This window comes from Marvinbryantia sp., assembly GCF_047017445.1.
In the GTDB taxonomy this organism is placed as follows: Bacteria; Bacillota; Clostridia; order Lachnospirales; family Lachnospiraceae; genus Marvinbryantia.
Genome location: NZ_JBKXTT010000005.1, coordinates 62,429 through 83,257 on the forward strand (window position 1 = coordinate 62,429; position 20,829 = coordinate 83,257).

The 20,829-nt window shown below is 52.6% G+C and carries 20 protein-coding genes; 16 read left to right on the plus strand and 4 right to left on the minus strand.

Annotation, left to right across the window (positions count from 1 at the left end; translation table 11 throughout):
- Positions 1 to 6: 6 nt before the first annotated feature.
- The 10 genes from ACLU9Q_RS07045 (at position 7) to ACLU9Q_RS07090 (ending at position 11,060) form a co-directional block, all read left to right on the plus strand.
- Positions 7 to 843, plus strand: coding sequence for a triose-phosphate isomerase family protein (locus tag ACLU9Q_RS07045; protein WP_296832165.1), 837 nt, complete (start codon positions 7 to 9; stop codon positions 841 to 843).
- A 14-nt stretch (positions 844 to 857) separates the two neighbouring features.
- Positions 858 to 2,351, plus strand: a complete 1,494-nt coding sequence (locus ACLU9Q_RS07050) for a lactate racemase domain-containing protein (RefSeq protein WP_296832170.1) — start codon at positions 858 to 860, stop codon at positions 2,349 to 2,351.
- A gap of 22 nt (positions 2,352 to 2,373) precedes the next feature.
- Positions 2,374 to 3,159, plus strand: a complete 786-nt coding sequence (locus ACLU9Q_RS07055) for an ABC transporter permease (protein WP_296832173.1) — start codon at positions 2,374 to 2,376, stop codon at positions 3,157 to 3,159.
- Positions 3,138 to 3,929 carry an ABC transporter ATP-binding protein gene (locus tag ACLU9Q_RS07060; protein WP_296906125.1) on the plus strand — a complete coding sequence of 264 codons (792 nt, stop codon included), beginning with the start codon at positions 3,138 to 3,140 and terminating at the stop codon, positions 3,927 to 3,929. Before ACLU9Q_RS07055 ends, ACLU9Q_RS07060 begins: the two co-directional genes overlap by 22 nt.
- Positions 3,930 to 4,014: 85 nt before the next feature.
- Entirely contained in the window at positions 4,015 to 5,013 is a 999-nt protein-coding gene (locus tag ACLU9Q_RS07065) for an ABC transporter substrate-binding protein (RefSeq protein WP_296832179.1), read from the plus strand.
- Positions 5,014 to 5,112: 99 nt separating this feature from the next.
- Positions 5,113 to 7,041, plus strand: a complete 1,929-nt coding sequence (locus ACLU9Q_RS07070) for a DUF4838 domain-containing protein (protein ID WP_296832183.1) — start codon at positions 5,113 to 5,115, stop codon at positions 7,039 to 7,041.
- Between the two features lie 24 nt (positions 7,042 to 7,065).
- On the plus strand, positions 7,066 to 7,887 hold the full coding sequence (locus tag ACLU9Q_RS07075; RefSeq protein ID WP_296832187.1) for a glucosamine-6-phosphate isomerase: 822 nt from the start codon (positions 7,066 to 7,068) through the stop codon (positions 7,885 to 7,887).
- Between the two features lie 43 nt (positions 7,888 to 7,930).
- Positions 7,931 to 9,124, plus strand: a complete 1,194-nt coding sequence (gene nagA / locus ACLU9Q_RS07080) for an N-acetylglucosamine-6-phosphate deacetylase (protein ID WP_296832190.1) — start codon at positions 7,931 to 7,933, stop codon at positions 9,122 to 9,124.
- A 30-nt stretch (positions 9,125 to 9,154) separates the two neighbouring features.
- Positions 9,155 to 9,628: a hypothetical protein gene (locus ACLU9Q_RS07085; RefSeq protein WP_296832193.1), complete on the plus strand. Its 474-nt coding sequence runs from the start codon at positions 9,155 to 9,157 to the stop codon at positions 9,626 to 9,628.
- 88 nt (positions 9,629 to 9,716) lie between these two features.
- A complete protein-coding gene (locus tag ACLU9Q_RS07090) occupies positions 9,717 to 11,060 on the plus strand; it encodes a CapA family protein (protein ID WP_296832196.1) in 1,344 nt (447 codons plus the stop codon).
- Here ACLU9Q_RS07090 and aroA read toward each other — a convergent pair.
- Entirely contained in the window at positions 11,057 to 12,334 is a 1,278-nt protein-coding gene (aroA, locus tag ACLU9Q_RS07095) for a 3-phosphoshikimate 1-carboxyvinyltransferase (protein ID WP_296832198.1), read from the minus strand. The genes ACLU9Q_RS07090 and aroA overlap by 4 nt on opposite strands.
- An 8-nt stretch (positions 12,335 to 12,342) precedes the next feature.
- Positions 12,343 to 13,443: a prephenate dehydrogenase gene (locus ACLU9Q_RS07100; RefSeq protein WP_296832201.1), complete on the minus strand. Its 1,101-nt coding sequence runs from the start codon at positions 13,441 to 13,443 to the stop codon at positions 12,343 to 12,345.
- Positions 13,444 to 13,692: 249 nt separating this feature from the next.
- Here ACLU9Q_RS07100 and ACLU9Q_RS07105 point away from each other — a divergent pair, with 249 nt between their 5' ends.
- The 4 genes from ACLU9Q_RS07105 (at position 13,693) to xerD (ending at position 17,921) form a co-directional block, all read left to right on the plus strand.
- Positions 13,693 to 15,783 (plus strand): elongation factor G, encoded by a 2,091-nt coding sequence (locus ACLU9Q_RS07105; RefSeq protein ID WP_296832204.1) that lies wholly within the window; start codon positions 13,693 to 13,695, stop codon positions 15,781 to 15,783.
- 134 nt (positions 15,784 to 15,917) lie between these two features.
- Positions 15,918 to 16,073, plus strand: a complete 156-nt coding sequence (locus ACLU9Q_RS07110; RefSeq protein ID WP_296832207.1) for a rubredoxin — start codon at positions 15,918 to 15,920, stop codon at positions 16,071 to 16,073.
- Between the two features lie 50 nt (positions 16,074 to 16,123).
- On the plus strand, positions 16,124 to 16,711 hold the full coding sequence (locus tag ACLU9Q_RS07115; RefSeq protein ID WP_296832210.1) for a stage II sporulation protein M: 588 nt from the start codon (positions 16,124 to 16,126) through the stop codon (positions 16,709 to 16,711).
- Positions 16,712 to 17,006: 295 nt separating this feature from the next.
- Complete coding sequence (gene xerD / locus ACLU9Q_RS07120; RefSeq protein WP_296832213.1) at positions 17,007 to 17,921, plus strand: site-specific tyrosine recombinase XerD; 915 nt, start codon at positions 17,007 to 17,009, stop codon at positions 17,919 to 17,921.
- A 150-nt stretch (positions 17,922 to 18,071) separates the two neighbouring features.
- Here the strand turns inward: xerD and ACLU9Q_RS07125 are convergent, their stop codons facing one another.
- Positions 18,072 to 18,305: a hypothetical protein gene (locus tag ACLU9Q_RS07125; RefSeq protein ID WP_296832216.1), complete on the minus strand. Its 234-nt coding sequence runs from the start codon at positions 18,303 to 18,305 to the stop codon at positions 18,072 to 18,074.
- A 230-nt stretch (positions 18,306 to 18,535) separates the two neighbouring features.
- The gene (locus ACLU9Q_RS07130) at positions 18,536 to 19,570 is read right to left on the minus strand and encodes a 3-deoxy-7-phosphoheptulonate synthase (RefSeq protein WP_296832219.1); all 1,035 of its coding nucleotides are present in this window, start codon (positions 19,568 to 19,570) and stop codon (positions 18,536 to 18,538) included.
- Positions 19,571 to 19,826: 256 nt separating this feature from the next.
- Between ACLU9Q_RS07130 and ACLU9Q_RS07135 the strand changes: the two genes are divergently transcribed.
- Together ACLU9Q_RS07135 and rnhA are read left to right on the plus strand one after the other, a co-directional pair.
- Positions 19,827 to 20,294: a bifunctional precorrin-2 dehydrogenase/sirohydrochlorin ferrochelatase gene (locus ACLU9Q_RS07135; protein ID WP_296832223.1), complete on the plus strand. Its 468-nt coding sequence runs from the start codon at positions 19,827 to 19,829 to the stop codon at positions 20,292 to 20,294.
- A complete protein-coding gene (rnhA, locus tag ACLU9Q_RS07140; protein WP_296832226.1) occupies positions 20,288 to 20,809 on the plus strand; it encodes a ribonuclease HI in 522 nt (173 codons plus the stop codon). Before ACLU9Q_RS07135 ends, rnhA begins: the two co-directional genes overlap by 7 nt.
- Positions 20,810 to 20,829 lie beyond the last annotated feature (20 nt).

The following is a 20,829-nucleotide window of genomic DNA, read 5'->3' on the forward strand; positions in this document are numbered from 1 at the left end:
ATGATTATGAAGCATATTTATTTGAATTTAAAGCGCTTTGACGTTCCGGTATCGCTCGGCGGCGTCAACCGTCTTGCACCGGTGCAGGAGTGGGGAAAGACGATCGTGGAGAATACCCAGGATGCGCTTAGAAAATACGATCCGCAGAAGGTGGAATTTGTTCAGTTTCTGCCGGAGGCGCATCTTCTGCAAGCAGTGGCGGCGCTTTCCGAAAACAGCCCGCTGCAGATCGGCAGCCAGGGCGTGTACCGCGATAACACGGCGGTCGGCGGCAATTTCGGTGCGTTCACCACAAACCGCCCGGCATCCATCGTGAAAGCGATGGGCTGTGCGGCGACGCTGATCGGGCACTGCGAGGAGCGCAACGATAAAAAAGGCATTCTGGCGGAGGCGGGCGTATCCGATATGTCAGCCGTCAACCGCCTATTAAATAAGGAAATCAAATGCGCAATGGACGCCGGTCTGAAGGTGGTCTATTGCATCGGTGAGACAAGCGAGGAACAGCCGCAGTGGGAGCAGGTCCTTGGAGAACAGCTTTCCGTCGGGCTGGATGGCGTTGATAAATCGAAGGTGGTCATTGCCTATGAGCCTGTGTGGAGCATCGGGCCGGGCAAGACGCCTGCGGGCAAGGATTACATCACAAAGATCGCACGCTTTGTAAAGGAGCAGACGGGCGGCATGGACGTGGTGTACGGCGGGGGATTAAAAGCCGACAATGCAGCAATGCTTGCATCTATTGAAGAAATTGACGGCGGACTGATCGCGCTGACAAGATTTCAGGGTGAAATTGGCTTCTATCCGGAGGAATATCTGGAAATCATTCGTTTATACTTGGGAGAATAGCAGGAGGATGAGATATGAGATTAGAGTTTGAGTATGGCAATGGCATGATGAGCGCCGAATTGCCGGATACCACAGATGTTTTTATACCCGGCGAAACGGTTCCCGATCCGCCGTGTCTTCCGCAGGACTGGGACAGCCTTTATGAGGCGACTATGCAGAGTATCCGCAATCCGATCGGGATGCCAACGCTTACGGAAATTGCGAAGGCGGGCGATAAGGTTGTCATCGTCATTCCGGATATCGTAAAGGGCGGCAACCAGCCGACCTCGCACCGCAAGGTGGCGATCCGCGCCTGCCTCGACGAGCTTTACAGCGTCGGCGTGGAGAAGAAGGATGTGCTCCTGCTGTTTTCCAACGGACTGCACCCGCGTGCAACGGTGAAGGAGATGCGCACGATCCTCGGCGAGGAGCTGTTTAATGAGTTTTATCCGCTCGGGCAGATCACCAGCCATGACAGCGAAGACTACGATCACCTGGTAGACCTTGGATATACCGAGGCGGGCGACCATGTGATCATGAACAAATACGTGTTTGACGCGGATGTTGCGATCCTCATCGGGCATACGCAGGGCAATCCTTATGGCGGCTATTCGGGCGGCTACAAGCACTGTGCGACCGGCATCAGCCATTGGCGGAGCATTGCCAGCCACCATGTGCCGGAGGTGATGCACAAGCCGGACTTCGTTCCGGTCTCCACCAGCAGCGTGATGCGCCAGAAATTTGACCGCCACGGCATGTTTATGGAAGAGAAGATGGGGAAGAAATTCTTCTGCTGCGACGCGGTGCTGGACACGAAGTCGCGCCAGATCGAAATTAATTCCGGCTATGCAAAGGAGATGCAGCCCGTCAGCTGGAAGATGGCGGATAAGCGCACCTACGTACACTGGGCGGAGAAGAAGTACGATGTGGTGGTATTCGGAATGCCGACGAACTTCCATTACGGCGATGGCATGGGTACGAACCCTATCCAGATGATGCAGGCGCTGTCTGCGCAGGTGATCCGCCACAAACGGGTGCTGAGCGACCGCTGCGTATTTATTGTTCCGAGCATCTGCGACGGGTGGTTCCACGACGAGAGATGGCCTTACCTGCGCGAACTTTATGAGATGTTCCAGCATGATTCTATGAATATTCTGCCCGATATGAACCGCTACGGTGAATATTTCGCCACGAATGAAGAATATATCCGCAAATACCGTTTTGCCAATGCCTTCCATCCCTTCCATGGTTTTTCCATGATGAGCTGCGGACATCTGGCAGAAGAGCACACCAGCGCGATCTATATTGTGGGAGCGCGCGAACCGGGAATTGCCAGGGGCATGGGACTGAAAACACGCGCGACCGTCGAGGAAGCGCTGCAGGACGCGATGAAAAAGTACGTCGGTCCAAATCCGAACATCCTGGCGCTGCCAAAAACCTTTACCACGGCGGCGGTGCATCTCTGTATGAAGGATCCTTCCCAGAACAGTCATACAAGAGACGGTCATGGACATCCCTGCTGTGGATAATGGGATAAAAGGAGGGTAAAACATGAATGAGAAGGGAACAAAAAAGAAGAAAATCGTAATCAGTGATAAGGTCTGGCTGCTGATATCGTTTCTCGCGGCAATGCTCGTCTGGTTTCTGCTGTCCATCGGTGAGGCGACCGGGAGAAGCTTTCCGTTTGCCGACAAGGTAGTGCCGGCGGTCGGCACGATGGTCGACCGCGGGGTATTCTGGAAGGATATCGCCAGCAGTATGACCTGCGTGGGGATCGGTTTCGGGCTTGGCTTTATCACGGCGCTGCCGGTGGCATTTCTGATGGCATGGTACACGCCGGTGCAGAAAATCATCGAGCCGTGGATTAACTTTATCCGCAATATCCCGGCGCTGGCGTACGCGCCGCTTCTGGTCATCACCTTCGGTGTCGGTCAGAAACCGGCAGTAATCCTTATCTGGATCTGCACCTTTATGACCATGAGCATCACCATCTATCAGGGAATCAAAAACATCGACGTTACGCTGATCAAAGCGGCAAGAGTGCTTGGGGCAAACGATTTTGATATTTTCTGGAAAATCATCTGTCCGGCAACCGTACCGTTTATCATCACGGCGATCCGTCTCGGACTCGGCGCGGCGCTGACAACACTGCTGGCGGCGGAATCGACCGGTGCGCAGGCAGGTATCGGTATGCGTATCCGCTCTCTGTCGAACTCCTTTGAGTCGGCTCCGATGCTGATGTACATCATTCTGCTTGGCATCATCGGTTTAATTCTGGTGAAGATTGTAGATATCATAGAAAGGAAATTAACGGGATGGCAAGAGAAGATAAATTAGTCAAATTAAAAATCGATAATGTATACAAGGAATACCAGGGGCGCAACGGCAAGGTGGTGGCGCTGAACGGGGTAAACCTTGATATTGCGGAAAATGAATTCATCTGCGTGGTAGGTCCCTCGGGCTGCGGCAAGTCCACGCTGCTGAATATCATTGCCGGTCTCCTGGAGCCGACCAGCGGGGCGGTCTATCTGGACGGAAAGCAGATCGAGGGGACCGGCGTGGAGCGCGGCGTTGTATTCCAGCAGTATGCGCTGTTTCCGTGGCGGACAGTCATCAAGAATGTTATGTTCGGTCTGGAAATGAAAAAGGTGCCGAAGGACCAGGCGGAGGAGATCGCCCGGAAATACATAAAGGCGGTCGGCCTGGAGGGCTTTGAGCATTCCTATCCGAAGGAGCTCTCCGGCGGCATGAAGCAGCGTGTGGCAATCGCCCGCGCCTATGCGGCAAACCCGGAGGTGCTGCTTCTGGACGAGCCGTTCGGAGCGCTGGATGCGCAGACGCGCGTGCAGCTTCAGACGGAGCTTTTAAATACCTGGGAGCAGGAGAAAAAGACCTGCTTTTTCATCACACATGATGTGGATGAGGCAATTATTCTGGCGCAGCGCGTGATTATCATGAGCGCGCGTCCGGGGCGTATTAAAAGAATCGTGGATATCGATATTCCGTATCCGAGAACGCAGGAGACGAAATCAGATCCGCGCTTCCTGGAGCTGAAGGCGGAGATCTGGAACGAGGTATACCAGGAATTCCTGGCGGTACGCAAATAATGAAGCCGGGTCAGAAGCAGCGGACCCTGATGATGTGACTGACCGCAAAGCGGTTAAAATAATTTCATTAAAGGAGGATTTTATTATGTTGAAAGGTACTATGAAGAAACTTCTCGGCGTGGCGGCAGCGGCTGCGATGACACTGGCGATGGCGACAGTGGGACATGCGGAGGAAACGATCGAACTGAACGTGGCTTACATGCCGAACTATGCATCCCTCTGGTCGGTGCTGACCGGTATTGACCAGGGCTTCTTCGCAGAGGAAGGGCTGGAGATTAAACTCTGGGAGTTTGCGGACGGTCCGTCTGAGATCGCGGCGATGGAGGGCGGCAGCATTGATATCGCTTATATCGGACACGGTGCGCATAAGCTCTGTATCAACGGACAGGCGACCATTTTCGCGCCGAGCTCTGTGCACAGCACGGACAAAATCATCGTGCTCCCGTCTTCTGAGGTTACTTCCGTGGATGATATCGCGAATCTGAAGGGCAAAAAGGTAGCCTACAATGCAGGCTCTTCTTCCGAGACGGCTTTAAACGGCGCGCTGGCGGCGGCAGGCCTTACGATGGATGATATCGAGGCTTATGAGATGGACGCAACAAACATGGTAGCGGCAATGTCTTCCGGTTCCGTAGACGCCTGCACGGCATGGAACCCGTACAGCAACCAGATCATGCAGAACTGCGAGGGCGCCCTGGAGCTGGAATTTGCGACGGATTCCGTAAACCTGTCGAGCTGGATCTGCCTGCCGTCCTATGCGGAAGAAAACAGAGACATCCTGCTCCGCTTCAGCCGTGCGCTGTATAAGGCGATGGCTTACTCCTCCCAGGAGGATAACTGGGATTACGCGGTCGGACTGTATGCAACACAGTGTGCGAAGGACAAGGAAGCCTGCATGGTGGAGACCGGCGATGCAACATGGTTCAGCGCAGATGATGTAAAGAACGGTATTGCAGACGGAACAATGCAGGATTACTATCAGAGACAGCAGCAGATGTTCATCAACAGCGGCGACGTGGAAGCGGAGGTTCCGCTTGAAAATTATGTGCTGTTTGATTTGATGACAGAGGCGCTGGGCGAATAATAAGAAAAAAAACGCACAGCAATTATCTGACAAAGCGGACCAGGCTCCGTGGGGCGGCGAAAGTCTGTTCCACGGGGCTTTTTTAGGTGGTGGGGGACAATGAGAATTATTTATGAGCAATGCAGTCCGCAGGCGGTTGTTTATGCGGCAGAGGAGCTGGAAGCGTATCTTTGCAGGATGCTGCCGGAGCTGAAGGATGATAACCGGACGATACGGCTGGCAGTGGAGGCGAAGGCTGCCGGGGAGAGATGTGAGGAAATCTACGACCGGGAGAATGACAGCTTCCGCGTGGTGATGACAGCAGAGGGCGGTGTGATTGCGGGGAATCGTCCGCGCAGCGTGCTGCTGGGCGTCTATGATTATTTGCATTATCTTGGCTGCCGGTTCTTGATGCCGGGCAGGAAGGGCGAGTATGTTCCGCGCATCACCTGTGAAAAGCTTTGTGCGGATTACGAAAAGACGGCGTCCTTTTATCACCGGGGCGTCTGCATTGAAGGGGCGGATTCGTTTGAGAATGTCCGGGAATTTATTGACTGGCTGCCGAAGGTGGGCTTTAATAGCTTTTTTCTGCAGTTTAAAGTGCCCTATGCTTTCTTTGCAAGGTGGTATCACCATGAGCAGAATCCTTACCGGGAGGCGGAGAGCTTTACCTATGAGGACGCCCGCCGCTGCATGAAGCTGCTGGAAGCGGAGCTGAAAAAAAGGGATCTGCTGCTGCACAAGGTGGGACATGGATGGACGGGAGAAGTGCTCGGCTATGAGACGGGTTCCTGGGATGCGGTAAAGGAACCGCTGAAGGAACCGGAAAAATCGTTTGCGGCGCTGGTGGACGGCGTGCGCGGACTTTATAAGGGAGCGCCGATGAATACGAACCTCTGCTATCACAATCATGAGGCTGCGGATCGGTTTGCCGAAAAAGTGACGGCGTATGCGAGGGAGAACCCGGAGGTGGATTATCTGCATATCTGGCTGGCGGATGAGTACAACAATGTCTGCGAGTGCGCAAAATGCCGGAAGACGACAGTTTCCGACCAGTATGCTGCGCTGCTGAACGAGATTGACCGCCGTTTAAGAGAAGAGGGGTTAGATACGCGGATCGTATTTTTGCTTTACCAGGAGCTTTTGTGGCCGCCGGTGAAGGAGCGGCTGCATCATCCGGAGCGGTTTGTGCTGATGTTTGCCCCGATCAGCCGGACCTTCGAGAAATCGTACGATATGGGGCAGATTCCGAAGAAGCTGCCGGAGTATGTGCGGAACCGGATCACGCTTCCGACAAACCTCGGAGAAAATCTTGCGTTTCTGCGGGCATGGCAGGCGCAGTTTGCAGGCGACAGCTTTGTATACGACTACCCCCTTGGCCGGGCACATTACGGGGATTTCGGCTCTGTCCACATTGCGCGGATCATTGGCGGGGATATCAAAAAGCTGCGGAGAATGGGGCTGAACGGTTATATAAGCTGTCAGGAGCTGCGCGCTGCACTTCCAAATGCGCTTCCGAATTATGTGATGGGACGCGTGCTCTTTGAGGAGCAGGCGGACGTGGAGGCGCTGATCAGCGAGTATTTTGAAGCGGCATACGGCAAAAAAGCAAAGGATGCGAAAGCATATCTGGAGGCTCTGTCCGCGCTGAAATGCTGCGATTATTTAAACGGTAAGGGAGAACGCGTTGACGCGCAGATGGCGGAACGGATGCGGCGGATAGAGGAAATCTGCGGGGCATTTGAGCCGGAGCAGTATTTTCAGGAAATTGATACGGAGGACGGGACGAGGGAAAGCTGCGGCGGATCCCGCCTGGACGGAAACGGGCAGCCGGCGCGATTATGCTGGAAGCTGCTTGCTTTTCATAAAGAATATATTCTGCGGCTTGCCGGGGCGATGGAGCTGCTTGCAAAGGGCAGGCGGCAGGAGGCGGGGGAAAAGTGGCGTGAGATGCGCCGGTACCTTTGCAGTCGGGAGGACGAATTTCAGCCTTATCTGGACGTCTACCGTGTCCTGGAGGTTACACAAAAATATACAGGTTTTCAGTAACATTGGTTTGGGAGGAAGAACGAGATGAAACATGCATACTACTACTATACGAAGGACGAATTACTTGCTTCGCCAAAGATACCGATTACTGTGATGGAAGACAATGCGGCTGTTTTTCGGGCGATGGCGCAGGAGATGGCGGAGGAGATAAAGAGAAAGAATGCGCTTGGGGAGCGCACGGTGTTTATCTGCCCGGTGGGACCGGTCGGTCAGTATCCGTATTTTGTGGATATCGTAAACCGGGAGCGCATCAGTCTGAAAAATGTGTGGTTTATCAATATGGACGAGTATCTGACGGATGATAAGCAGTGGATCGACGCTTCGGAGAAGCTGAGCTTCCGCGGCTTTATGAACCGCACGGTCTATTCTCAGATCGATCCGGAGCTGGTGATGCCGGAAAATCAGCGTGCGTTCCCGGATCCGAAGAACCCTGGTTATCTGCAGGAGCTGATAGAGAAGCTCGGCGGCGTGGATATCTGCTTTGGCGGCATCGGCATCAACGGACATGTGGCGTTTAATGAGGCGCAGGACGAACTGTCGCCGGAGGAGTTTCGCGGTCTGCACACGCGCGTGCTGAAAATCAGCCGGGAGACACGGACGGCGAATGCAATCGGCGATTTAAACGGCGCCATCGACGATATGCCGAACTACTGCATCACAATCGGAATGAACGAGATTTACAATGCACGGAAAATCCGTCTGGGATGTTTCCGTGACTGGCACCGGAGCGTTGTGCGCCATGCGGCATACGGCGAGGTGTCCGCGCATTTTCCGGTGACGCTTTTGCAGGAGCACCCGGATGTGCTGCTGCGCATCACGGAGTTTGTAGCAGAATTGCCGGAATAAAGATTTTTGGGGTGAAATAGTACGGCAGAATGGAGAAGATACCATGAAAAAATATTTCATAATCAATGGCGATGTATATATTCAACATCAATTTGAGAAAGTATCCCTGCTGCTGGAAGACGGAAAGCTGCGGATTTGCAGAGACAGCGCCCTGCCTGCGGACTGCGAGGTTATTGATGCAGCAGGCAGAAAGGTTGTGCCGGGCTTTCTGGATGTCCACACGCACGGGGCGGTCGGCGTGGATGTAAACGGCGCGTCATCGGAGGATTTAAAGAAGATCGGCAGATTCTTTGCCGGGAACGGGACGACCTCCTGGCTTGCCTCCGTGCTGACGGATACGAAGGAGCAGACAGAGCGGTGCATCGACCAGTACCTGCAGCTCGACCAGTCGGACGCGGATGCTGCACAGCTTTTAGGCATTCATCTGGAGGGACCGTTTCTCTCATCAGAATACAAGGGAGCGATGCCCGAGCATCTGCTGCAGGGATCAGACATTGATCTTGCAGGGGAATACCAGAAGCGTGCAAAAGGGAATATCCGTTATATTACAGTCTCACCGGAAATAGAAGGTATGGTAGAAATGATACCAAAGCTGAAGGCGCTTGGCATTACAGTGGCGATCGGTCACTCCGGAGCAGATTATAAGACATCCATGGCGGCGATAGAAGCCGGAGCAGATTGCTGCACACATACCTTTAATGCAATGCGGCTTCTGCACCAGCATGAGCCGGCGATTCTTGGCGCAGCGCTGGAGACGGATATCTACTGCGAGATGATCTGCGACGGGCTTCATCTGCATCCCGGCATCGTGCGGCTTTTGCTGAAAACAAAGGGGCTGGGGCGCGTTGTGGCGATCACAGACTCGATCATGGCGGCGGGCCTGCCGGATGGCAGATATCATCTGGGTGTCAACGAGGTGATCGTGAAAGACGGCGACGCGAAGCTGGCGTCAGACGGCACGCGGGCGGGCAGCACGCTTACGCAGATCCGGGCGCTGCGCAATCTGAAAAAATTTACCGGATATCCGCTGGAGGAATTGCTGCCGCTCTTTACGGAAAATCCGGCAAGACTGATTGGAGTGTATGACCGCAAGGGCTCCATCGCAGACGGGAAGGATGCGGATCTTGTCCTGCTCACGGAAAACCTGGATATTGACCGTGTCTTTCTGCGCGGCAATGCTTTTAAGAAAGAGGGCTGCAGCGCATCGGGTACCGGACACATGCACCTTTCTTTGTAAAAAACATACCTTAAATAAAAAAGGTGTGTTATGGGATATTCAGATTATGTGGGCGTGGCAGGCACGATTATTAACATTTCCAGAGGAAATAACTGCTGCAGCCAGATGATGGCGCTCCGTACAGCGGAAGGAATCATAAACTTTACGGTGGAGGCAGATACGCAGATAATGGATAACCGGCAGCTCAGACCCGGAATGCAGGTGACTGCCTTCTATGACAGCAGCCTGCCGGTGCCGTTGATTTTCCCGCCGCAGTACCGTGCACAGATCATTGCGGTGCCTGGAAGAAACGAACAGGTGATGTTAAATTTCTTTGACCGGAATCTGACTGCGGCTGACCGTTCTCTGCAGTTGAATGTTGGCAGAAATACCGTAATCAGAACGGTAAACGGGCAGGCATTTACCTGCAGTCTGCAGAACCGGTTCCTGCTGGTTTACTATACTGCGGTCACAAGAAGTATTCCGCCGCAGACGACGCCGGACAGAATTGTGGTACTGTGCTGATGATACAACTTTGATACAAACATGATAAAATCAGGATACATTCCCCGTTTATACTGTTGGAAGAAAAACGGGAAAGAGTAGTGATTACATGAAAAAACAAAATGCCATGCAGCGCTTTATAGGTCGTCTGACCGGCAGTCATGAGCTGGAACAGGCGGAGCAGATGTTGGGCGGGCTGCTTCTGGCAGCCGGAGATGACGGGCAGCGCCGGGAAATTGGCCGCATAAGAAAGCTGATACGGAAATACCGGAGAGAACGGCGGACCCGGCTCTGCATTGCAGGCGGAGCATTGTGCATCGTGCTGGCGGCGCTGATTCTATGGATGGCGACGGTCATGTCCGAAAAAGGAACGGCGGATAAAAGCGGTGTGCAAAAATCCGCATCCGCGCCGGATAGAAAGAATGCATCCGCCCTGCCGGAGGTGGGAATCCAGGATGTGCTGCTGGGAGAAGGACAAAGCGCGCCGCCTGCTCAGACGGAAAAGCAGGAGGAGACGGAAGAAATCGTGAAGCTGGAGGAACCGGTGGAGCTGCTTTTAAGCTTTACCGGGGACTGCATTCTGGGAACGGACGAATATTTTGCCTGGGATACTGGATTCAATGCTTATTACGATATGTACGGGGCGGATTATTTTCTGGAAAATGTGCGCGATATTTTTCAGAAGGATGATTTGACGATTGTTAATATGGAGGGAACGCTGACAGAGGAAACGACAAGAGTGGAGAAACAATTTGCGTTTAAGGGGAAGCCGGAGTTTGTAAAGATTCTGGCGTCTTCGTCTGTGGAGGCGGCAAATATGGCAAACAACCACAGTCATGATTATGGGGAGCAGAGCTTTCTGGACACCGTCGATATTCTGGAGCAGAATCATATCCGGACCTTTGGCTATGACGATACGGCGCTGATGGAAGTGAAGGGCGTCAGGGTCGGGATATTTGGAATTTATGAGCTGGACGACCATCTGGAGCGGACTGGGCAGGTGAAATCGAATATCGCAAAACTGAAGCAGGAGGGCGCGGACATTATCGTGGCGGTTTTTCACTGGAGCAACGAGCTGGTGACGGTTCCTGATGAGAACCAGGTGACACTGGCGCATCTGGCAATCGACGAGGGAGCGGATGTGGTGGTCGGTCATCACCCGCACGTCCTGCAGGGAATCGGGACATACAAGGGCAAAACAATCGCCTACAGTCTGGGAAACTTCTGCTTCGGCGGAAATACGCATCCCACGGAGACAGATACCGTGATTTTTCAGCAGAGATTTGTCATTAACACAGACAGAGAGATTACAGAGAGCAAAACGAATCTGATTCCCTGCTCGGTATCCTCCGATAGCACAATTAACAACTACCAGCCGACGCCGCTGACGGGAGAAGAAGCGGAGCGGGTATTAAATCTGATTGACGAAAGAAGCAGGGCACTGATGGATTAACCCATCAGTGCCTTTAATGTTTCATAGAAATCCGGATAGCTGATTCTGACGCAGTCGGCGCCGGTAATTTCCGTTTCACCGTCGGCGGCGAGCGCGGCGATGGCAAAGCTCATGGCGATGCGGTGGTCAAGATAGCTGTCGATGACAGCGCCGTGCAGCGGATGCCCGCCTTCGATAATCATACCGTCATCGGTCGCTGTCACATGAGCGCCCATAGCGGTGAGATTTTCCGTCATCACTGCGATGCGGTCGGATTCCTTCACCTTCAGCTCCTGGGCGTCGCGGATAACCGTGGTGCCCTCCGCCATGCAGGCGAGCACGGCGATGACGGGCAGCTCATCAATGAGGGTGGGGATGATGCCGCCGCTGATATCCGTGCCGTGCAGCGCACTGTGCTTTACCAGAAGGTCGGCAACCGGCTCGCCGCCGCTCACCTTTTCATTTAAAACAGTAACGTCGCCGCCCATATCACGCACAACACGCAGAATACCGTCGCGGGTGGGATTGATGCCGACATTGCGTATCAGAATCTCGGAGCCGGGAATCATCAGCCCGGCAGCGATAAAATACGCGGCGGAGGAGATGTCTCCGGGAACCGTGATTTTTGCGGCGGACAGCCGTGGATCTGGCCGGATGGTGGCTGTGGTGCCGCGAGACTGTACGTCTGCGCCGAAACCGGCGAGCATCAGCTCGGTATGGTTGCGGGAGAGCTGCGGTTCTGTTACGCTGGTGGGAGCGTCGGCGTAAAGACCGGCGAGCAGAATGCAGGACTTCACCTGCGCGGAAGCCACCGGACTGCTGTAGTGAATGCCGTGCAGAGAACTGCCGCAGATGCGAAGCGGTGCGCAGCCGTTATCTTTTAGGCTCACGATATCCGCTCCCATCTGCGAGAGCGGCTCCATGATGCGCTTCATCGGACGGCTCTGGATGGAAGCGTCGCCGTTTAAAACGGAGGTGAATTTCTGTCCGGCGAGGATGCCGGAGATCAGCCGCGTGGTGGTGCCGCTGTTTCCGGTATCCAGCGTTTCTGTGGGAACGGTCAGTCCGTGCAGACCTTTCCCGTGGATCAGAATGCGCTCCGGCGTGTTTTCGATGTCGACACCGAGCCTGCGAAAGCAGCTTATTGTTGAGAGACAGTCTGCGCCCTGCAGAAAATTCGTCACCTCGGTGGTGCCTTCGGCAAGCGCTCCGAACATGACGGCGCGGTGCGAGATGGATTTATCGCCCGGAACGGTGATCTCGCCCTTTAAGGGAGAATGCTTTTTAAAAATCATCGGAAAACCTACCTTTCATATACAGTGTAGCGGTATCTGCGCAGCAGCTCTACCGATTTTTTCAGAGATTCTTCGTCGTAAAACTCCACGCGCAGCACGGCTTCCTCAAATTCCCGGTTATGTACGATGCCGATATTGCGCAGGCTGATGCCGCTGCTTGCAAGAATCGTGGCAAGGGTGGCGATACCACCCGCCTCGTCCACCATATCGCAGTAGAGCATATAAACCTTCTTCAGCGGTCCGCTGGAGCGGTCGGAGAAGGAATTGCGGTAATCGCGCGAGCGCTCAAAAAGACTGTGGATGGCGGAGCTATCTTTCGCAAGAAGCTGCGCGCGCACCTTCTGCAGGCTTTCCGTGTAGGCGTCCAGCACGGAAACAATGTTGCCTGCGTTGGTCGTGCAGATCTGTTCCCACATATCGGGGGAGGAGGAGGCGATGCGTGTGATATCCTTGAATCCTCCGGCTGCGACGGTCCGCATCGTCTCGTTGGGTGTGTCCTCATCGTGCACCAGATTTACCAGCGTGGCTGCGATAATATGCGGCAGATGGCTGATAGCGGCGGTCACGTAATCGTGCTCTTTGCAGTCGAGCACCAGCGGCAGCGCGTTCAGAGAAGAAACCAGCTTTGTGTAGCGCGTCACCTTCTCCGGCGCAATCCCTGCGGAGGGCGTCAGAATATAATAAGCGTTTTCTATCAGAGCCCACTGGGAATGCTCGATGCCGGTCTTTTCAGAGCCTGCCATCGGGTGTCCGCCGATAAACCAGTCTGACAGACCAAGTGCGGCGGCGCGTTCATGGATATCGGTCTTTGTGCTGCCGACATCCGTTAAAATGCAGTCCGCCTTCAAAAACGGCTTTATTTTCGAAAGGCTGTCGATATTTACCTCCACTGGCGCGCACAGGAAAATAAAATCACAGCGGGAGAAAGCCTCGCAGATATCGTCGTACGCCTCGTCGATGATATGCTCCTCTAAAGCATAGGTGAGCGTCTCGCGCCGTCTCGCGCAGGCGAGCACCGTAGCTTCCGGGTAAAAATGTTTAATGGCTCTGGCGATGGAGCCGCCGATCAGCCCCAGAGCGACAAAGCCGGCAGTAAAATCACTTTTCATCAGATATCCTTCTTTTCTGTAATGATCTCGTTCAAAACAGATATATTGTACTATTGATATAGATCAGATGTCAACCCTTTTACGCGTTGAAGTGTGAAAGAAAAATATAGTAGAAAATATAGTTAGTAATCTTGAATAATTTGCTTGCTATTTACGCGTATTTTTAGTAGAATATACCCATAGGCTTCGCGCGGCGGCAGAAAGGCAGTGTTTTTCTGCCCGGACTAAAACGAAATTGGAGGAAAGTATATGAAAGTTTATACAACAGACAGAATTCGCAACGTGGTTATTTTAGGTCATGGCGGTTCCGGAAAGACCACCCTGACAGAAGCGATGGCTTACTTATCCGGTATTACCAGCCGCATGGGCAGCGTGCCGGAGGGAAATACGGTAAGTGACTATGATAAAGAAGAAATCAAGAGAAAATTCTCCATCAGCACGACGGTTGTCCCGATCATCTGGGGCGACATCAAGGTGAACGTGCTGGATACGCCGGGGTATTTCGACTTCGTGGGCGAGGCGGAAGAAGCTGCGGCTGCTGCGGATGCGGCGATCATCGTTGTTTCCGGCAAGAGCGGCGTAGAGGTAGGCACGCAGAAGGCATGGGAGCTTTGTGAGAAATACAAGCTTCCGAGGATGTTCTTCGTAACTAACATGGACGTGGACAATGCCAGCTTCCGTCAGGTAGTGGAGGATCTGACCGAGCTTTACGGAAAGAAGATCGCGCCGATCCATCTGCCGATCCGTGAAAATGAAAAGTTTGTCGGCTACGTAAACGTGGTAAAGAAAGCCGGAAGACGCTGGGTAGGCAAGGGCGAGAAGGTAGAGTGCGACATCCCGGACTACTCCATGGAATATCTGGAGAGATACCGCGAGAATCTGCTTGAGGCAGTTGCGGAGACCTCCGAGGAATTTATGGACCGCTACTTTGCGGGAGAGGAATTCTCCACCGCGGAGATCATGGCGGCGCTCACCATGAACGTATCCGACGGCTCCATCGTTCCGGTCGCTATGGGTTCGCCTGTCAATCTGTACGGCGTTGCAAACCTGCTTGACGATATGGTGCAGTATTTCCCGAGTCCGGACAAACGTCACATTGCGGGCATCAACACAAAGACAAACGAGATCTACGAGGCAAACTACGACTTCGCAAAGGCAAAATCTGCCTTTGTGTTCAAGACGATCGTGGATCCGTTCATCGGAAAATATTCGCTCATCAAGGTGGCTTCCGGTGTTATCAAGAACGACGACACGCTCTACAATCCGAAGCAGGATGTGGAAGTGAAATTAAATAAGCTTTATGTGATGGAAGGCAGCAGGACCATTGAGGTGCCGGAGCTTCACGCGGGCGATATCGGCGCGATCGGCAAGCTGAACGTCACAAAGACCGGAGAATCGCTCTCCACCAAGACGACGCCGATCCAGTATGCGGGCATCGATGTTTCCGTGCCGTATACCTACAAGAGATACTTTGCAAAGAACAAGGGCGAGGAGGATAAGATCTCCCAGGCGCTCGCAAAGATGATGCAGGAGGATCTCACCATGAAGGCTGTCAACGACGCGGAAAACCGTCAGTCGCTGATCTACGGCATGGGCGATCAGCATCTTGATATCATCGTGAGCAAGCTGCTGACAAAATACAAAGTGGATGTGGAGCTTGCACGCCCGAAGGTAGCGTTCCGCGAGACCATCCGCAAGAATTCTGATGTGGATGCAAAATATAAGAAGCAGTCCGGCGGACACGGTCAGTACGGTCACGTTAAGATGCGCTTCGAAAATTCCGGTGATCCGGAAACGCCGTATGTATTCGAACAGGTCGTTGTGGGCGGCGCCGTTCCGAAAAACTACTTCCCGGCAGTGGAAAAGGGTATCCAGGAATCCGTTCAGCGCGGACCGCTGGCAGCTTACCCCGTAGTCGGCGTGAAGGCAACCCTGTACGACGGCTCCTACCATCCGGTAGATTCCTCTGAAATGGCGTTCAAGACAGCGGCGATCCAGGCATTCAAGAAGGGCTTCATGGAGGCTTCTCCGGTACTGCTTGAGCCGATCGCATCGGTGAAGGTGACGGTTCCGGATAAATACACCGGCGACGTTATGGGCGATCTCAATAAGCGCCGCGGACGTGTGCTCGGCATGAACCCGGATCACAAGGGCAATCAGATCATCGAGGCGGACGTTCCGATGATGGAAATGTACGGCTATTCCACACAGCTTCGCTCCATGACAGGCGGAAGCGGAACCTTTGCTTATGAATTTGCAAGATATGAGCAGGCTCCGTCCGACATCCAGGCAAAGGAAGTGGAGGCAAGAGCAAGTAAAGTAAACACAAATGAAGATTGATCCTTTTAGGCGGTTACATGTATGACGATTAAGCGCTGAGATTTGTATTGACTTATTCTGTCAGTATGTAATATAGTAAAGATGCGCCGGGAAAACTGATATGGCGCGATATTCTGAGAAGGAGGACAAAAGCAATGAAATATGTATGCAATGTATGCGGATGGGAATACGACGAAGAAGCAGGATACCCGGAAGGCGGAATCGCACCTGGTACAAAATGGGAGGATGTTCCGGAGGATTTCGAGTGCCCGCTCTGCGGCGTAGGCAAAGAGGACTTTGACGAAGCATAAACGGACATACCCCTGCATAGTCTGTAAAAAGACGGTGCAGGGGTTTTTGTATGAAAAAGCACGATCTTAAAGAGCTGGCGATCGCCGGACTTTTCTTCCTGGGGTTTCTTCTGGGAATCCTATTTGTTAATCTTTGGGGAAATACCTATCTGAAGGAAAATGAGCTTCTCAATGAACAGACGCTTCTCTCCATCAAAAATACCGAAATCGACCGGCAGGCGCTTTTTATCCGGATCCTCATGCAGAGAGGAAAAGCATTTTTACTGCTGGTCCTGCTTGGACACACTGCTGTTGGAATCCCGGTGCTGGCAGCTTCTCTGTGCTGGATCGGCTTTGCAGCGGGGATGTTTCTTAGCATTTTTGTGATCCGTATGCGTCTGATGGGGATCCTTCTCTTTCTGGCGTCGATCATGCCGCAGAGCTTTGTTTACGCGCCGCTTATCTGGATGATGGCGGAGGCGGTCATGGAGCGCGGCATAGCGCGCTTTCGCAGCAGGAGAGTGCTGGAGGAGTGGAGCGGGGAAAAGTCGTTCATGCAGACGATGGGAGTTTGCGCCGCCCTGCTTTTAGTAGGCGTTCTGTTGGAAAGCAGCGTCGGTCTGTGGCTTTTAAAGCAGGCGGTCACATACTTTCTTTAAAAATTTTTCGGCCGTATTTTACCAGATATAGTGGTATACATAATTTCTGGATTCGATATTTTGTGGAAAGCCCGGAAAACCGCGTATTTAGGGGAAAAATGAGCAAAAAAAGTCATTGATTTTCTTGGGAAAAGCACATATAATGTTTACATAAATAATGATTCTGGGGAGAATTATAAGGGGAGCGCGACTCTTATTTTTTTGCTGCCAGTTATACGATAAAAACGTCCGGCGGACGTTTTTCGCACGCTGGAAGCAGCGTATGCAACACAAAAGAAAGATGAGATTATGAAATATGGATATGACAAGAGAGCTGGCTCCTCAGATACAGCAGGACATGTGCCGGTTTGCAGGCTATCTGGAAGAGGAAAAGAATGCGTCAAACAGTACGGTGATGTCCTATCAGAGGGATTTAAAAAAATTATTTCATTATTTGTCCGGTAAAGGTGTGGAAAAGGTACAGGATATTACGGCTACCAGCCTGAATTCCTACATACTGCAGATGGAAAAAGAGGGATTTTCCACCTCATCCGTGTCGCGGACGATTGCGTCCATCCGCGCTTTTTTTCATTTTCTGATGAAAACAAAAGCAATCACAGAGGACCCGAGCGACAATCTGAAGGCGCCGCATGTGGAAAAAAAGACGCCGGAGATTCTGACGCTGGAGGAAACGGTGCAGCTTTTAAATCAGCCGGAGATGGATTCGGCAAAGGGCATCCGCGATAAGGCGATGCTGGAGCTGCTCTATGCCACCGGGATGCGTGTCTCCGAGCTGATTTCCATGAAGCTGACGGACGTCAATATGGCGATGGGTTATGTGCTCTGCCGTGACAGCGACAAGGAGCGCGTGATTCCCTTTGGGACGGAGGCGGAGAAGGCGCTGAAGCAGTATATGGGCGAGAGCCGCTCCGTGCTGCTGAAGGGCAGAGAGAGCGAATATCTTTTTGTGAATTGCTCAGGGAAATCCATGAGCCGCCAGGGATTTTGGAAAATCATCAAATTTTATTCCGCGCAGGCAGGCATTACCAAGGACATCACGCCGCACACCCTGCGGCATTCCTTTGGCGCTCATCTGGTGCAGAACGGCGCCGATCTGCGGGCGGTGCAGGAAATGATGGGACATTCCGACATCTCCACGACGCAGATTTATATGGACATGAACGTCAGAAGAGTGCGGGAGATCTATGCCAAGGCGCACCCGAGAGGATAAAGGGGGTTTTCACATTTGTCCATGCGTGAAATCTGAGCAGAGCGTTGATGTTCTGTCCATTTATGGTGTTTTTACCCAAGGATAATTTACAGAAGAAACCGCCAGACGGCGGGTGGCAGATGACCATCCGCCCTCCGGCGGTTTTTAGTATTATTTTGCCGCGCTTATATTTTCTGTTATCCATTCCTGTATGAGCGGCACATCGACATGGAATGCCTGTGCAATCTGCTCCAACGGCAATCCCATATCCGCAAGGATAAAGGAAGCTTCTTTTGCCTTTTTCATTTCGCCCTTTTTGATACCTTTCTCGATACCTTTTTCAATACCTTTCTCAATACCTTCTTCAATGCCTTCTTTGTAAATTTGTTCCATTTCCCGACACATAGAATCAACTCCTTCTCTGGTTTCTTTTAATTCACGTACCCTTTTTGCCAGAATATGACTGTACATTTCATCTGCGCTTTTGCAGTGTAAATCATGCATGAGCCTTCAATGATGCAGACGTATAATCGAAGGACATAATGTATTCCCCGGCTGTAAGGAAAATCAGCCGGGGAATTTTTTCAATCTGGGTGGTTGCAATCCAGCCGCACAGATGGAGTTTTTTTATATTTTCAGCACATGCGGTAAATGTCGTAGATCAGCTCCTCGGATTCCTTCCAGCCAAGGCAGGCGTCGGTGATGGATTTTCCGTAAATGTGTTCGCCGCAGCCGATTTTCTGGTTGCCCGGTTCGATGTAGCTCTCGATCATAACGCCTTTAATCAGCTCCTTCAGACGCGGGTTTAAATTGCGGTTGTTCATGACTTCCTTCACGATACGTACCTGTTCCTGATACTGTTTATTGGAATTGGAATGGTTTGCGTCGATGATGGCAGCCGGGTTTTTGAGGTCGCGTTCGTCATACATATGCAGCAGGCGGATCAAATCCTCATAGTGATAGTTCGGGATGGAATTTCCGTGCTTGTTGGTCGCGCCGCGCAGAATAACGTGCGCAAGCGGGTTTCCTTGTGTGGAAACCTCCCATCCGCGGTAAATAAAGTCGTGCGAAGCCTGGGCGGCAACGACAGAATTGAGCATAACGGAAAAATCACCGCTGGTGGGATTTTTCATGCCGGCGGGCACATCCATGCCGCTGGTCGTCATGCGGTGATGCTGGTCCTCCACAGAACGTGCTCCGATGGCAACATAGGAGAGCAGGTCGGCAAGATACCAGAAATTTTCCGGGTAAAGCATTTCATCTGCAGAAGTAAGCCCGGTCTCTTCGATGACGCGCAGATGCAGTTTGCGGATGGCGATCAATCCGGCAAGCATATCCGGCTTTTTCTCCGGATCCGGCTGGTGCACCATGCCCTTGTAGCCCTCGCCGGTGGTGCGCGGCTTGTTTGTGTAGACGCGCGGGATCAGAATAAGCCGGTCGCCGACCTTCTCCTGCACAGCAGCAATTCGGTTTACATAATCCATGACGGATTCTTCGTTATCCGCCGAGCAGGGCCCGATGATCACCAGAAATTTATTGGAAGCCCCGGTAAATACCTCCTTGATTTCTGCATCTCTCTGTGCTTTTATAGAAGCAGCTTCTTTAGAGATGGGGAACTGTTTTTTTATCTCCGCCGGAATCGGCAGTTTTTTTATAAATGTGAAGCTCATAATTTCCTCCCGTTAGTGTGTATATGTACGATGCCAAAGTCCTTCACCCGCATATGATCAGGTTCATGCGAATCCAGGCTTTTCGGCCCTGGCATCATTATATACGATAACCGTATAAAAAACCAGCATTAAATTTTGTGCTTGATGAAAATAGGAAGATTTTGTATACTAAATAGATAGAATGATGCTGGCTAACGTGGGTTTTGGCCTTTTGAACCTGGTATCATGGAATCTTGAATTAACAGAGGTGCATAGAGTGTCGAATATCAAAAAACCGTATTTCCCGATGTTTGTGGATCTGAGCAAAAAGCGCGTATATGTGGTTGGCGCAGGGACCATCGCAAAGCGGCGCATCCGCTCCCTCTGCGAGTTTGTGGACTGCGTGACAGTGATCGCGCCGGAGGTGAACCCGGAGCTGAACAAAATGGAAAAGGCGGAGAAAATAAAAATCCTGCGGAAGAAATATGAGAGCAGCGATATTTATGATGCGGAGCTTGTGATCGCTGCGACGAACGATCACAAGATAAATGAGGATATCTTCCGCGTCTGCAGGGAGCGGGGAATCCTGGTAAATGTCTGCAGCGACAAGGACAAATGCGACTTTTATTTTCCGGGGCTGATCACCAGGGAGGACGTGGTGGTCGGCGTGACGGCGAACGGGGCGAACCATAAGCGGGCAAAAAATGTGACGGAACAGATCAGGGAGATGCTGGAGGAATGTTAGTAAAAATATATACAGACGGCGCCGCGCGCGGAAATCCGGACGGACCGGGCGGGTACGGAACGATTCTGCATTACACGGATACGAAGGGCGTGCTGCATGAGCGCACTTTCAGCCAGGGATACGAGAAGACGACGAATAACCGCATGGAGCTGATGGCGGCGATCATCGGTCTGGAGGCGCTGAACCGCCCCTGCCAGGTGGAGCTTTATTCCGATTCCAAATATCTCACGGACGCCTTCAACCAGCATTGGATCGAGGGCTGGCAGAGGAAGGGCTGGAAGCGCGGAAAAAATGAGCCGGTGAAAAATGTGGAGCTGTGGAAGCGCCTGCTTGCCGCGAAGGAGCCGCACGAGGTGCGCTTTATCTGGGTGAAGGGACACGACGGACATGAATTAAACGAGCGCTGCGACAGGCTCGCCACCTCGGCGGCGGACGGCGATAATCTGCTTATAGACGACGGGGGAGAGATGAGGCAGCCTACGAGGACTGAGGCTGTGCAGAGTAACTGTGTGTGAAGCTGGGAGTCCAGAACGGG